The sequence below is a fragment of the Arthrobacter sp. 01T428 genome, assembly GCF_056398685.1.
In genome coordinates this window covers 736,182-749,666 of record NZ_JBFTPW010000001.1, presented here as the reverse complement: position 1 = coordinate 749,666, position 13,485 = coordinate 736,182, and the positions used below count along the sequence as shown (strand labels likewise).

General features: G+C 63.2%; 17 protein-coding genes and 1 pseudogene. 4 read left to right on the top strand and 14 right to left on the bottom strand.

Annotated elements, in window-relative coordinates; translation table 11 throughout:
- The first annotated feature begins 17 nt into the window (after positions 1-17).
- The 4 genes from AC1DJB_RS03520 to panD all read left to right on the top strand — a co-directional run bounded on the left by AC1DJB_RS03520 (position 18) and on the right by panD (position 3,493).
- Positions 18-1,154 carry a bifunctional 2-methylcitrate synthase/citrate synthase gene (locus tag AC1DJB_RS03520; RefSeq protein WP_476909868.1) on the top strand — a complete coding sequence of 379 codons (1,137 nt, stop codon included), beginning with the start codon at positions 18-20 and terminating at the stop codon, positions 1,152-1,154.
- A 665-nt stretch (positions 1,155-1,819) separates the two neighbouring features.
- Positions 1,820-2,389, top strand: coding sequence for an adenylate kinase (locus tag AC1DJB_RS03515; protein ID WP_476909954.1), 570 nt, complete (start codon positions 1,820-1,822; stop codon positions 2,387-2,389).
- 398 nt (positions 2,390-2,787) lie between these two features.
- The gene (locus AC1DJB_RS03510; RefSeq protein ID WP_476909953.1) at positions 2,788-2,940 is read left to right on the top strand and encodes an aldehyde dehydrogenase family protein; all 153 of its coding nucleotides are present in this window, start codon (positions 2,788-2,790) and stop codon (positions 2,938-2,940) included.
- Positions 2,941-3,067: 127 nt separating this feature from the next.
- Positions 3,068-3,493: an aspartate 1-decarboxylase gene (gene panD / locus AC1DJB_RS03505; protein WP_476909867.1), complete on the top strand. Its 426-nt coding sequence runs from the start codon at positions 3,068-3,070 to the stop codon at positions 3,491-3,493.
- A 282-nt stretch (positions 3,494-3,775) separates the two neighbouring features.
- On the opposite strand, the pseudogene AC1DJB_RS03500 reads toward panD, so the two are convergent.
- The 14 genes and pseudogenes from AC1DJB_RS03500 to AC1DJB_RS03435 all read right to left on the bottom strand — a co-directional run.
- A pseudogene (locus AC1DJB_RS03500) lies at positions 3,776-4,459 on the bottom strand (magnesium chelatase domain-containing protein); the annotation flags it as partial.
- On the bottom strand, positions 4,460-4,816 hold the full coding sequence (locus AC1DJB_RS03495; RefSeq protein ID WP_059387679.1) for a YraN family protein: 357 nt from the start codon (positions 4,814-4,816) through the stop codon (positions 4,460-4,462).
- Positions 4,817-4,929: 113 nt separating this feature from the next.
- Positions 4,930-5,274 carry a DUF2469 domain-containing protein gene (locus tag AC1DJB_RS03490; RefSeq protein ID WP_059387678.1) on the bottom strand — a complete coding sequence of 115 codons (345 nt, stop codon included), beginning with the start codon at positions 5,272-5,274 and terminating at the stop codon, positions 4,930-4,932.
- Positions 5,275-5,352: 78 nt separating this feature from the next.
- A complete protein-coding gene (locus AC1DJB_RS03485) occupies positions 5,353-6,090 on the bottom strand; it encodes a ribonuclease HII (protein WP_441437112.1) in 738 nt (245 codons plus the stop codon).
- The gene (gene lepB, locus AC1DJB_RS03480) at positions 6,090-7,037 is read right to left on the bottom strand and encodes a signal peptidase I (RefSeq protein ID WP_306960805.1); all 948 of its coding nucleotides are present in this window, start codon (positions 7,035-7,037) and stop codon (positions 6,090-6,092) included. Before lepB (AC1DJB_RS03480) ends, AC1DJB_RS03485 begins: the two co-directional genes overlap by 1 nt.
- A complete protein-coding gene (gene lepB / locus AC1DJB_RS03475; protein ID WP_307055691.1) occupies positions 7,038-7,715 on the bottom strand; it encodes a signal peptidase I in 678 nt (225 codons plus the stop codon). It lies immediately after the preceding gene.
- Between the two features lie 78 nt (positions 7,716-7,793).
- A complete protein-coding gene (gene rplS, locus AC1DJB_RS03470) occupies positions 7,794-8,153 on the bottom strand; it encodes a 50S ribosomal protein L19 (RefSeq protein WP_059387674.1) in 360 nt (119 codons plus the stop codon).
- Positions 8,154-8,441: 288 nt separating this feature from the next.
- The gene (gene trmD / locus AC1DJB_RS03465) at positions 8,442-9,287 is read right to left on the bottom strand and encodes a tRNA (guanosine(37)-N1)-methyltransferase TrmD (protein WP_284988331.1); all 846 of its coding nucleotides are present in this window, start codon (positions 9,285-9,287) and stop codon (positions 8,442-8,444) included.
- The gene (gene rimM, locus AC1DJB_RS03460; protein ID WP_441437113.1) at positions 9,288-9,851 is read right to left on the bottom strand and encodes a ribosome maturation factor RimM; all 564 of its coding nucleotides are present in this window, start codon (positions 9,849-9,851) and stop codon (positions 9,288-9,290) included.
- A gap of 129 nt (positions 9,852-9,980) precedes the next feature.
- Complete coding sequence (locus tag AC1DJB_RS03455; protein ID WP_028267532.1) at positions 9,981-10,223, bottom strand: RNA-binding protein; 243 nt, start codon at positions 10,221-10,223, stop codon at positions 9,981-9,983.
- A gap of 1 nt (position 10,224) precedes the next feature.
- Complete coding sequence (gene rpsP, locus AC1DJB_RS03450; protein ID WP_059387673.1) at positions 10,225-10,647, bottom strand: 30S ribosomal protein S16; 423 nt, start codon at positions 10,645-10,647, stop codon at positions 10,225-10,227.
- A gap of 195 nt (positions 10,648-10,842) precedes the next feature.
- Positions 10,843-11,286 (bottom strand): hypothetical protein, encoded by a 444-nt coding sequence (locus AC1DJB_RS03445; RefSeq protein WP_284988333.1) that lies wholly within the window; start codon positions 11,284-11,286, stop codon positions 10,843-10,845.
- 70 nt (positions 11,287-11,356) lie between these two features.
- Complete coding sequence (locus AC1DJB_RS03440) at positions 11,357-12,235, bottom strand: VOC family protein (RefSeq protein ID WP_307055687.1); 879 nt, start codon at positions 12,233-12,235, stop codon at positions 11,357-11,359.
- Between the two features lie 78 nt (positions 12,236-12,313).
- A complete protein-coding gene (locus AC1DJB_RS03435) occupies positions 12,314-13,408 on the bottom strand; it encodes an amidohydrolase family protein (RefSeq protein WP_307055685.1) in 1,095 nt (364 codons plus the stop codon).
- Positions 13,409-13,485: the final 77 nt, after the last annotated feature.

Genomic DNA, 13,485 nt, shown 5'->3' with positions numbered 1-13,485 from the left:
CAACGAAGGAGTTCAGCATGGCTGACACAGAGATTAAGAAGGGCCTTGCCGGCGTCGTGGTGGACTACACCGCCGTCTCAAAGGTCAACGCAGAAACCAACTCCCTGCTGTACCGCGGGTACCCGGTCCAGGAGCTCGCCGCCAAATGCACCTTCGAAGAGGTCGCCTACCTGCTCTGGAACGGCGAACTGCCCAACGCCGATGAGCTGGCCGCCTTTACAACGAAGGAACGGGCCGGCCGTGCCCTGGACCCCGCGGTGAAACAAGTGATGGACGCCCTGCCACTCACGGCACACCCGATGGATGTCTGCCGCACAGCCGCTTCGGTCATGGGAGCCCGCCATCCACTGGCTGAGGACGCCACCCCCGAAGCCAACATGGCCAAGGCTATCGACCTGTTCGCCGCGATGCCCGCCGTCGTGGCTTACGACCAGCGCCGCAGGCGCGGCCAGAATCTGGTGGAGCCCCGCTGCGACCTGGGCTACTCCGCCAACTTCCTGTGGATGGCCTTCGGTGAGGACGCTGCGGATGAGGTCGTAGATGCGTTCAACGTCTCGATGATTCTCTACGCGGAGCACTCCTTCAACGCCTCTACGTTCACGGCTCGAGTGGTGACGTCTACCTTGTCCGACCTCCATTCAGCCGTGACGGCGGCCATTGGGGCGCTCAAGGGTCCCTTGCACGGGGGCGCTAACGAAGCGGTCATGCACACCTTCGATGAGATCGGCATACGGCCTGAGGAATCCCTGGAAGAGGCAGCAGCCCGGGCGAAGGCCTGGATGGAACACGCGCTTGCCAACAAGAAGAAGGTGATGGGCTTCGGGCACCGGGTCTACAAGCACGGCGACTCCCGGGTCCCCACGATGAAGGCTGCCCTGGACAAAATGATCGCCCACTACGGCCGTCCCGAACTGCTGGGACTCTACAACGGACTTGAAACCGCGATGGACGAGGCCAAAGCCATCAAACCCAACCTCGACTACCCCGCTGGCCCCACCTACCACCTCATGGGCTTCGACACCCAGATGTTCACCCCCATCTTCGTCGCCAGCCGCATCACCGGCTGGACAGCCCACATCATGGAACAGTCGGCATCTAACGCCCTCATCCGCCCTTTGAGCGCCTACAACGGCGTCGAACAGCGGTCCCTCTAGCCGACAGCACCAAGCCGGCCCCCGATCTGCGGTGAGGCGCCAGATGATCACCCGGATCATCCACTATCGCAACGTTCTAGGCGCCTCACCGCTTCACCAACCCAGTACTTTTCATCAACACCGGAACCGACAGGAATGTTGTGGATCTTCACTTGCAGCCAGACTGGCAGCGCGCTTTGGGGCAGTATGTGGAAGTACGACGTCACGGTGAGATCGTTCGAACAGGGACGGTCGAAGACGTTATGCCAGACAACTCCATACTTTGGCTCTCAGCTGCCGGACCATTCCACCGCGAAATGCTGGAAAGGGCCGAAGGATATGAGGTCTACGCTCGCTACCCGTGGGACCCGGCACCGATCCCCGGCCGCACGCTGCCAAAGTCGAATAGCAACAAAAACCTTAACGGCTTGCCGCCTGCGTCTGCGGCCCAGCACGTTTAGCCATGCTCGTCCCGTGATCACTTTAAGCGGTGAAGGCCTGTCCGGAAGTCCGTGGGACTATGGCTGCCATCGCGGCAAACCCGCTGGCGCGGCAACCGGGGACACTCGGCCGTCTCATGATCACCTCACTTTCCTGAGCAGCGTGGGCGTTGGCCGGGAAACTCCAAGCAAAAATTGTTGCCAGCCACAACAACGTAACTAGGAAGGGTTATTGCGATGACCAGAATGTTGATAATCGGACCTCCGGGTTCAGGCAAGGGAACGCAGGCGGAACGCATTTCAGAGCGCCTCGGCGTCGTTGCGATCTCCACCGGCGACATCTTCCGCTCCAACGTCAAGGGTGAGACGCCGCTGGGCGTCGAGGCCCAGAAGTACATGGACGCCGGGGACTTTGTTCCGGACCGCGTGACGAACAAGATGGTCCGCGACCGCCTCAGGGAGACCGACGTCGAAGACGGCTTCCTGCTGGACGGCTACCCCCGCACCCCCGCACAGGTGGACTACCTCGATGAGATCCTCGCCACCGCTGAGCAAAAGCTGAACGTCGTCCTGCAGCTAACCGCCGATGATGAGGAACTGGTGCGCCGCCTCCTGGGCCGTGCCACGGAAACCGGGCGCAGCGACGATAACGAGCCCGTCATCCGCCACCGCCTGGACCTGTACCACGAGCAGACCGCAGCCGTTGTGGCCAAGTACGCCGAGCGCGGCATCCTGACCGAGGTTGACGGCATCGGCAAGATCGACGAGGTCACCGACCGCGTCATGCAGGCCATGAAAGCGGCTCAGGCAGCCTAAGCCAGGCAAGAGGAAGGAGGCCCCTCCCGCACGAGAGAGGAGCCTCCTAGCTTACCGGGAGGGCTCAGGAACCGGAGCGAAGGCCTTCGCCATATCTGTCTCCCCGCCCATTTCGCGGCGCAGGCCATAGCGACGAGTTGTAGAACGAGGTTCCAAGAGCCGTAAGCGGCGAATGCCTCGACCGTGAACCTGTCCTATCCAGAGTCCTCCGACCCTCGGCTTTCGAGATGGCGTTGGGGGAATTCAGTGACCACTCAACTGGGCAAAATCCGACGTATGTCTCAAGCTTGCTCCGGGCCAGCGTCGACGTTTGCGTCGGGTGGGGCCCATTCCAACGCTGCAAGACCTGTCCTTCGTTGGGTTAGCGGGCGCACCAACTTTCAGATCGAGGTTGCAGGCTGTGTTCGTCGCTTCGCCTGGCCAACGACACCGAATGGGGCCTCGTGGGCTATGTCTTTACTGAGAACAAGGACAAGGCACTTCGCTTCTCCGCAGAACTGGAACTGTTCACGCATTTCCTTCCTCCGCATGTATCCGCGGGCAACCACTGAGAATGTCGTGGCAAGATCCGGTCTGAAAGGCTCAGATCCTCTCATCAAATTTGGGGACGGTGTAGCGTTCATGGCGGATCCGCTATTGACCGGCCGCGGCACAAGCCGCCAACTCCTGGAGATTCCTATGAATCGCACAATGTTCAAGTCTAAAATCCACCGCGCCACCGTTACGCATGCGGACCTGCACTACGTGGGTTCGGTCACCGTCGACCTGGACCTGCTGGATGCTGCCGATATTCTGCCCGGCGAGCTCGTAGCCATTGTGGATGTCACAAACGGGGCCCGCCTTGAGACGTACACCATCGCCGGTGAACGTGGCTCGGGCGTGATCGGGATCAATGGCCCGGCCGCACACCTGATGCACGAAAACGACGTCGTCATCCTCATCACGTACGCAGAGATGACCACCGAGGAAGCCAACGCCTACGAGCCCAAGGTAGTCCACGTGGACAAGGTCAACCGGATCATCCAACTGGGAAATGACCCCGCCGAGGGCCTCACCCCCGGACTCATGCGCCCGCCATTCGCTTTGAACAACGCCGGACTATAAATCGGAATGTGGGCGGCGGTCGCCGCTAAGACGGCGCCCCGACTCACTAAGCGGGGCTGGGCCACAGAGCCCTGTCGGCGGAAGACCAGAGACCGCGGTGAGATAGCTTAGCTCGCTGGCCTTGGTCGGCCCGTCGAGGTCCGCGCTCACCGCTCGTACGTCGCCTACACCAAGCCCGGGAAGTAGCCCGCCGGGCCGGGCAGGCGCTGCTTCCGCGCGCATGTTTGGCGGCAAGCCAGCCACAGTTCGTATGCCTTCACGCATACATGGTTAAGGACATAGACCCGGCGGACCGCAAAGCAGCACATGATGTGCCCCGGCTGCCGCAACCTCCAAGGCGCGGCGGGCATCGCCCTGCCCCGAGACATCACAAAGATCCGGAACAACAGCGGCAGCGGCGTCCTGATCCCCTGCGACCTCGCCGTCGGCCGGGTCGTAATCGAGGGCCAGGTCCTGCGGGTTGGCCCCGAAATCAAACGCAAGACGAGCCAGGGTCTTGTAGCCACGGACCACCGCCCCGGGTACCAACTCGGCCTCGGCGACGTTGGCGTGGGCCACAACAATCTTGGGGTGGCCTGCTTGAACAGCCGCCATGACCGCCGGCAAGATGCCGCGAACGGGCCTCAACCTGCCATCCAGTCCCAACTCGGAGATGAAGACTGTGTCTTCTGTGGAACGGATATCGCCCGCGGCGCGCAATACTGCCATGGTGATCGCGAGGTCGAAACCCGAGCCACGCTTCGGCAGGGAGGCCGGAATCAGGTTTGCGGTGATCTTTCGACGACTCAGCGGGATGCCTGAGTTCTGTGCCGCGGAGCGGATGCGTTCCTTGGCTTCGTTCAGGGAGGCATCCGGCAGCCCCAGGATCACGAAATTGGGGAGGGTTTGGCCGATATCTGCCTCGACCTCCACGATGTAGCCGTTCAGGCCCAACAGCGCCACGGAGTAGCTTCGGCCGACTCCCATCTAGCCCACGCCCCTGAGGTGTTCGAGCTGGGGCTCGCCCACCCCGTCGTCGATGATTCCCACGACGTCCACCCGGCGGAGCACGGCGCGCACCTCGTGGTCACGGCACCATGACCCGGCCAGGCGGTGGAGCCGGGCGAGTTTGGCGGCGCCGACCGCTTCGAAAGGATGCCCATAGGCCAGGTTCTTCCGGGTTTTGACCTCTGCGATCACCAAGGTGTCGCCGTCGAGCGCCACGATGTCGATCTCGCCGTCGGAGCATCTCCAATTGCGGTCCACAATCCGCATTCCCTGGGTTTCAAGGAAAGCTACGGCCAGCGTTTCACCGCGCTGTCCCAACACGTCTTTGGCTTTCATGACCACCTCCGCTTCCAGCCTGGAGGCGCGGAGAATTCAAAGACAGGGGGCAGTGCCGCTATGTGGGAAACTCCGCCAGCCGGACGGTGTGGAGGAGCAGTTGCCGGGCTTGGCTAATTGCCCAGGTTGCCGAGATCCCCCAGATCGCCGTCCTTCGGCAGGGAGAGTTCCTCGCTGCGCGGAAGTTCTTCGACGTTGACGTCCTTGAACGTAATGACCCGGACATTCTTCACGAATCGGGCCGAACGGTAGACGTCCCACACCCAGGCGTCCTGGAGCGTCAGGTCGAAATAGACCTCGCCATCGGCGCTGCGGGCCTGCAGGTCGACGTGGTTCGCCAAATAGAACCGCCGTTCGGTCTCGACAACGTAGCTGAACAAACCAACGACGTCGCGGTATTCGCGGTAGAGCTGCAGCTCCATGTCGGTTTCGTAGTTCTCAAGATCCTCGGCACTCATAGATCCATCTTGCACCATAGAGCGGGCAGGCGGCGCCACGGCCGGGCCGGCGGCGTCCAGGGCAAGGAAAAGCGAAGGCTAGACCAGGTTCCAGCTGGTCCGGTGGTACGGCGTGGGACCCAACGATCTGATGGCGTCGCGGTGGAAGGACGTGGCGTAGCCCTTGTTCTCGTTCCAGCCGAAGGCCGGATATTCCTCGTGCAGCCCGACCATGATGCGGTCCCTGGCCACTTTGGCCAGCACACTGGCCGCCGCCACGCTGAGGCAGCTCATGTCCGCTTTGACCCGGGTGTGCACCGGGGCCTCACAAGCAGGACCGGCCACCTCGGCGTCGAACAAGGAGCCCTGGGTCTGGGGCGAGAGCCAGTTGTGGCTCCCATCCAGCAGGACGAGGTCCGGATGCACGCCCGAGGCGAGAATCTCGAACCAGGCGCGTGTGCCGGCAAGGCGCAGGGCACCCACGATGCCCAGCGCATCAATCTCCACCGAACTTGCGTGGCCCACTGCGGCGCCAACCGCCCATTCGCGTACCAGCGGTTCCAACCGCTCGCGGTCCTCGGGCTTGAGAAGCTTGCTGTCGCGGACATCGGCGAGCAGGCCGTGGTCCCTGAGGTCGACGACGGCGATCCCCACCGACACCGGTCCGGCGAGGGCTCCGCGGCCTACTTCATCGACACCGGCCAGAAGCGTGACCCCTGGAGCCAGGAATCCCCGTTCGACGTCCAGGGTGGGAAAATCAGGAGCGTGTTTGGTCCGCGCGGCGGGTTTCCGCTGCGTTCGAACCGGCGTTGCCGCTCGCGCTCCCGCCGGAACCATCACTTGCTCGCTGGAGCCGTGGGTGAAGCCGTGTTCTGGGGCGACGGCGAAGGAACGTTGCGGAAGACCTCGGAGTGGTTGTCAAGGATCTGCCACCGGTTGATGGGCCACGCAATAACCGTTGCTTTGCCTTCGACGTCGGCGATGTCGATGAAACCACCATTGACCGATTGGTGTTCGCGGGAGTCGGCCGAGTTGTTGCGGTTGTCGCCCATAACCCAAATTTTGCCCGCAGGGACCACTACATCGAAAGACTTGGCCATGGGAACCTGGGCAGGATTGATGTAGCTCTCGTTGAGGACCGTGCCATTGACGCTGACCCGCGCTGAACTGTCGCAGCAGGAGACCCTGTCCCCCGGCAGGCCGATCACGCGCTTGACGAGGTGCTGATTGGTCTCGTCCGGAAGCAGTCCGACGAAGACGAGACCGTCCTGGAACCATTTGAAGGGTCCGGGAGTCGTCTTCTGCGTGGGCGGCAGCCAACCTTGTGCGTCCTTGAAGACCACGATGTCGCCCCGCTCCAGCGCGAAAGGTTGCGGGACCAGCAGATTAACGAAGATCCGGTCGTCAACGTCAAGGGTGTTGACCATTGACTCCGAAGGAATGAAGAAGGCACGGAACAGGAAAGTCTTGATGAGGAAGGACAACACGATGGCGATGACCACCACCGTGCCGATTTCCCTGAGCCAGCCGAGGAACGGACTGCCGTGGGTTTTAGCGGGAGTTTCGGAGCGATCGCTTTCGCCCGATTCCGGCCGTGAGCTCCGCCGTGCGGCGCGGCGCGGCGACTCGTGCTCTTCAGGCCGGACCGCCGTCGAGCCGGTCGCGCCCACGGGGGACGGATCGCCGTCGCCCGCTGCAAGATCCATGGCGGGAGCGGACGGTCCGTCCAGGGGCCGGGCGTCGCCGTCGTGCCGTTCCGGCTTCCCGGGAGTTGTCTCGGGCATCTATTGTCCGTTCTTCGAGGTTGTACCGGCCTGCGCAGGGCGAGGCAGTTCTGCAAATCTATCAAGCGGCCAGATAATCCGGACTGGACGCCCGATGACACGCTCCAGCGGCACCATCCCTCCGCCGGGTGCGCCCAGAAGGCCGCGCGAATCGGCCGACCGCGAACGGTGGTCCCCCATGAGCCACAATCTGTCACTCGGAACGATGACGTCGAACCTCTGTTCGCTCGGCGTGTCGCCGGGATAAAGATAGGGTTCCTCAAGCTGCTGACCGTTGACTGTGAGTTTTCCGTTGCTGCCACAACAAGCCACGTGGTCTCCGGGAAGGCCGATGACACGTTTGACGTATGTCGTGTCGCTTCCCGTCAGGCCCAGCCAATGGCCAGCGGCGGCGACGGCATCGGCAAACGGTCCTTTGCCGCTGTTCAGCGGAGCGAACGTTCCCCTTCCGTCGAAGACCACGATGTCTCCACGGCGAATAGGGTCCCCGGCGAAATCGGTCCGGGACACCAGGATGCGGTCTCCGGTGCCCAGGATCGGCTCCATGGACTCGGACGGGATGAAGTAGACATCGAGCCACATGGACCGGACAAGCCCGCTGATGGCCACGGCCAGGAAAAGTGCGAGCAAAACAAAACGCCAGCCCTGTTTCCGGGGCTGGCGTTTTGCGTGGTCCATGATTCGTTTCCTGTTGCGTTGCGGATTTCTCCGGCGCAGGCCGGACACGAATCCAGGACCCGCTGTTGGTCGAAAGACCTACTTGCCGGTGGCGAAGTCGCGCTTTTCCTTGATCTTCGCAGCCTTACCGCGCAGTGCGCGCATGTAGTAGAGCTTGGCGCGGCGGACGTCACCCTTGGTGACGACCTCGATCTTCTCGATGATCGGGGAGTGAACCGGGAAGGTACGCTCTACGCCGACACCGAAGGAGACCTTGCGGACCGTGAAGGTTTCGCGAACGCCGTCACCCTGGCGACCCAGGACGAAGCCCTGGAAGACCTGGACGCGGGAGTTCTTGCCTTCAATGATGTTCACGTGAACCTTGATGGTGTCACCCGCGCGGAACTCGGGAACATCGTTACGCAGCGAAGCTGCATCTACGCTATCGAGGATATGCATTAATCCACTCCTGGTGAACGCCACAGGTCATCCACTTTGGGTCACGGCGGGCAAGCCCGGGGCGCAAGGCCGGCCGGAAATTACCGCCGAAGATTTTCAAGTCCGGTACCGCCACTGATTGGCGGTTCCGGGTTGTCAGGCTGTTGGTGACGCTCCCCCTGTGGCAGGCGCGAACCCAGTAGACACAAGGGTTAATTCTGCCACACCCCGCGGGTTCCGGCGAATCCCGCGAATGCGGCCCGGTTCCTGCGGTCGGGCGGAGCATGAAGTTGCCCGACGGCGGCAGGCTCAGTCCGGGAGGTCGCTGTCCGGGCGGCGCCGCAACCGGCCATCAACGACGTCGTACCCGAGTTCACCGAAAGCCGTGCGGTCCGCACGTGCCAGGTGGCCGGCGTCGAACTCTGTGAGGAGGTCAGGGCGGCGTTCCGCCGTGCGGCGGAACTGTTCGTGGCGGCGCCACTGGGCGATCTTCCCGTGGTTGCCGCTCAAGAGGACCGCGGGCACGTCACGATCGCGCCATGACGAGGGCTTCGTGTAGACCGGATATTCCAGCAAGCCGTCCGAATGGGATTCCTCCACCAAGGATTCGGGATTGCCGACGACGCCCGGAAGCAGGCGTCCGATGGCCTCGACCATGGCCAGGACTGCGACTTCGCCGCCGTTGAGGACATAGTCGCCCAAGCTGACCGGACGCACGGTGAAGTGCCCTGCCGCCCACTCCATGACGCGTTCGTCAATGCCTTCATAGCGGCCGCAGGCGAAAACGAGCTGCTCTTCCTCGGCGAGCTCATAGGCGAGTGCCTGGTTGAAGCGCTCCCCCGCGGGCGACGGCACAATCAGGACCGGCTTTTTCGCCGGCGCGTCCGACGAGCGCTCAGGCGCGGCAGTTCCAACTTCGGCATTTTGTGCAAAGGCAATGGATTCCAAGGCCTGGGCCCAGGGCTCGGCCTTCATGACCATCCCCGCACCGCCACCATACGGAGTGTCGTCCACGGTGCGGTGTTTGTCGGTGGTGAAGGCCCTCAAGTCATGGACATTGACCTCCAAGAGCCCATCCTGGCGGGCCTTGCCTATGAGGGAAAGCTCAAGCGGCGCCAGGTACTCGGGAAAGATGCTGACGACATCAATGCGCATTTAGGCGTCATCCTTGGTTTCAGCGTCGTCCTCTTCCGTATCGGTGCCGGAAGCATCAGTGTTCAGTTCGAAGAGCCCCGGCGGAGGCGTGAGCAACACGTAGCCGTCTTCGACGTTGACCTCGGGCACGATCTCTTCGACGAAGGGCACCAGGATTTCCTTGCCGTCAATGTCTTCTATGACCAGCAGGTCCTGGACCGGCATGGTGTTGAGCGCGGTCACCTTACCTACGGTCTGCGAGCCGACGCGGACCTCAAGGCCGACGAGCTCATGCTCGTACCAGCCTTCGTCGTCGTCCTCTTCCAGCTCTTCGGTCTCGATGAACAGCTTCGCGCCGCGGATTTCCTCCGCCTGGTTGCGCGTGGAGATCTCTTCGAAACCGAGCAATAGGATGTCCTTGTTCCACCGGGCGCTGCTGATGGTCAAGGGGCCGGCCTTCGCGGGCTCCACCACAAATTCGGTGCGCGGGACGAAACGATCGCCGGGGGCATCGGTGAGCACCTGGACGGTGACTTCGCCGCGGATTCCGTGGGGCTTGCCGATTCGGGCAACCTGGAGCTGCATGGGGTTCCTCTGATTTCTTCGCTGGGCCCGGATGAGGGACCCACGGCTGGGTTTGCTCGTAAAACAATCCGGCCCCTCCACCATAATCTGGTGAAGGGGCCGGATTTAAGACAAGTATTGCTGAGCGCGTTACCGGCGACGGTCGGTGTCGACGACGTCGACCCGCACCTGCTCGCCGCCCGCCAATGCCGCAATCACAGTGCGCAAAGCGCGTGCGGTGCGACCCTGGCGACCGATCACCCGTCCGAGGTCGTCCTGGTGAACGCGCACCTCGAGGGATTCCCCGCGGCGGTTGTTCTTGGCACTGACCTTGACGTCCTCAGGGCTGTCAACGATCCCGCGGACCAAGTGCTCGAGCGCTTCTGCCAGCAACTTACTCAGCCTCGGTGGTCTCTGCTTCAGCGTCAGCGGGAGCTTCAGTTGCTTCCGACTGCTTGGCCTTCTTGGTGATGGCTTCCGGAATGATGACGGAACCCTTCTCCGGTGCAACGAAAGCAGGCTTGGCGACCTTGGTCTTCAGCGTGCCTTCCTGGCCCGGGAGGCCCTTGAACTTCTGCCAGTCACCGGTGATCTTGAGGATCGCGGCAACCTGCTCGGTCGGCTGGGCGCCGACGGACAGCCAGTACTGTGCACGCTCGGAGACAACCTCGATGTACGAGGGCTCTTCGGTGGGGTGGTACTTGCCGATTTCTTCAATCGCACGGCCATCGCGCTTGGCGCGGGAGTCCATGACGACGATGCGGTAGTACGGTGCGCGCATCTTACCGAAGCGCTTAAGGCGAATCTTTACGGCCACTTTTGTGGTCACTCCTGTTTCTGAAACGGGGTTGAGCCCGTCGTTCTGCACCCGTGGGGCGGGCCATACTTGAGGGTTCCAAGGACAAGATGCACACACGGAGAGAGGGGCCGCGCGGATCGAGTACCTGTCCATTGTGCCAGATGGCGGACAGTATTTCGAACACGCAGCCCGTGCGGCGGGTTTTCTGCGGGGTTACTGCTCAGCGGACCAGACGTAGAGACCGCCCCGTTCGGCCTTTTCGACGTCGCTCGCGAGGGCCGCCAACTGCTGGACGTACAGGCGGGCCTGTTGGGCATCAAAGGGCATGTCCTCTTGGGCCGCCCAGCGTTCGGCGACGTCGTCGAGGACGTTCCCTTCGCCTTCGGTCTCGTAGCTAAGGAGCTCAGACAGGGCACGCACCATCGCTTCCGGGACGCCCAGCAAGGCGTCGCTGGTGACGTCCACCAAAGCAAGCTCATAGTCGGCCCCGCCTGCGTGCACGGCCGTGCCCGCGAGGTCGCCGAGTTGTTCTACTTCGAAATCGCTGATTCCCGGGATCCGTACCGCGGCGCCGGATACGTCGCTGCCCTTCTCCAGGGCAGCGGCCCTCTTGAGTGCTTCATCGTGGGTGGCAACAAAGATTTCAGCAAAGCCCATGGAAAGTACTCTCATTCAGTCGTGCCAACGGAGCTGCGGCGCAGCGGCCGAGATGCGCCACGCCGTCGGATCAAGCGTAGCGGACCGCGACCCGCAGGCGGTTGCGCCACGGGTCCTCGAAGCGGAGCTCCTGGCCTGTGTGGTGCGAGGCGATGCCCGCTACCTTGAGGCGATCGGCGAGCGCGCCGACGTCGTTTCCTGACGGCACTTCGATGACCACCTCGCCGAGGCCGAGGGTGTCCTTGCGCGGGCCTGCACCGCGGCTGTTCCACACGTTCATGGCCATGTGGTGGTGGTAGCCGCCCGCGGAGACAAACAGGGCCTGCCCGTGCCAGCCGGCGGTCTGCTCGAAGCCGAGGGTGTCGACGTAGAAATCATGGGCGGTCTTCACGTCGCCCACCTGGAGGTGGACGTGCCCGACGCCGGCGCCCGCCCCATGCTGGCCCGTCACGGCCGCTTCACTCAGGTACTGCTGGAGGTAGCGCTGCGGCGGGAGCGGCAAGCTGTCCATCACGACCGAGCTGCCGTTCCACTCCCAGCCTTCACGGGGCTTGTCGTAGTAGAGTTCGATGCCGTTGCCCTCCGGGTCGGTGAAGTAGAAGGCTTCGCTGACCAAGTGGTCGGCACTGCCGACGAAGGCGTGGGGTTCGTACTGCGCGGCGGAGGCAACAGTTGCGGCGAGCGAGGGCTGATCCTCGAAAAGCAGCGCCGTGTGGAAGAGTCCGGCCTCTCCGCGGCCCGGGATCTGGAGACCAGCGGCCGGCGCGAGGTGCACCAACGGCTTGCCTAGCCGGCCGAAGTAGAGCCCGCCGTCCTGTTCGGCGACAACGTCCAGCCCCAGCGCCCGCTGGTAGTAGTCGCCCATGAGCTTCATGTCCCCCACTTTGAGCATGACAGTGCCCATGGTGAGTTCGGCAGGAAGGAGATCCTGGCTGGATGTGATGGTCATGTGAAACTCCCGGCTTTTTGTGGCGCCGCCCTTCGGCAACCTCTATGTATCTAAATTACTTGAAGCTTCAATTTATTCCTAATGCCCGGCGCTTCCTGAAATGTGTCCCCTCAGAACGGTGCATCCGGGCTGCAGCACGATCTCTAGGGACGCTCGGGGATCCTTTGCGTAGAGCACGACGTCTGCGCTGGCGCCTTCGCTGATGCCGTCGGCACCCAACCACTCACGGGCGGACCAGCAGGCAGCATCGAGGGCGGCGGCCGCCGGAAGACCCGCCCGCTGGAGTTCCAGGATCTCCTCGCCGATCCGGCCGTGTTTGATGACGCTTCCGGCGTCGGTTCCGGCGTACACCCGCACTCCGGCGTCGAACGCCTCAAGGACCCGCTCATGCCTGCCCTCCCACAACGCGATCATGTGGGCGGCGTAGCGCGGAAATTTGGTTTCAGCCTGCTTCGCGATGTCCGGAAACGTCGCAATGTTGATGAGCGTGGGGACAATCGGCACATCCTGGTCCAGCAGCCGGGGAATGTGGTGGGGCAACAATCCGGTGGCGTGCTCGATGCAGTCGATCCCGGCGTCGAGCATGTCATCGATTGTCCCTTCGGCGAAGCAATGGGCGGTCACCCGCGCCCCCTCGTCGTGTGCGGCCGCGACGGCGTCCTTGACGACGGCGGCCGGAAAGGACGGGCCGAGATCCCCGGCGGAGCGGTCGATCCAGTCCCCCACGATCTTGACCCAGCCGTCTCCGGACCGCGCCTGCTTGCGGACTGCCTCCATCAGATCCTCCGGCTCCGCCTCTTCGGCCAGCCCGGGGATGTACCGCCGTTGCCTCGCGATGTGCCTGCCCGCGCGGATGATCCTCGGCATGTCCGCCCGGCGTTGCAGCCAGCGCGTGTCGCTTGCGGATCCGGCATCGCGGATCAAGAGGGTCCCGGCATTCCGGTCCGCAGTCGCCTGCAGGCGGGCAGTCTCCTCGTCGACAGCTCCGCCCTTGCCCAAGCCAACGTGGCAATGCGCGTCGACCAGGCCGGGAAGCACCCAACCGTCCAGGACGACGTCGGGCTTCGCAAGTGGCCGGACGAAGGTCAGCCGTCCGTCGACCGACCAGAGGCCGCGCCGTTCCTCCTCCGGCCCGGTGAGGACGGCGCCGCTGAATTCGATGATTTCCGCCATGATTCCACCCTAGTTCCCGGGAGCTTCGCCGGCGCGGTCACATCTGTCACAAGCGCTGGCAGCTGTGGTAGCTTCGT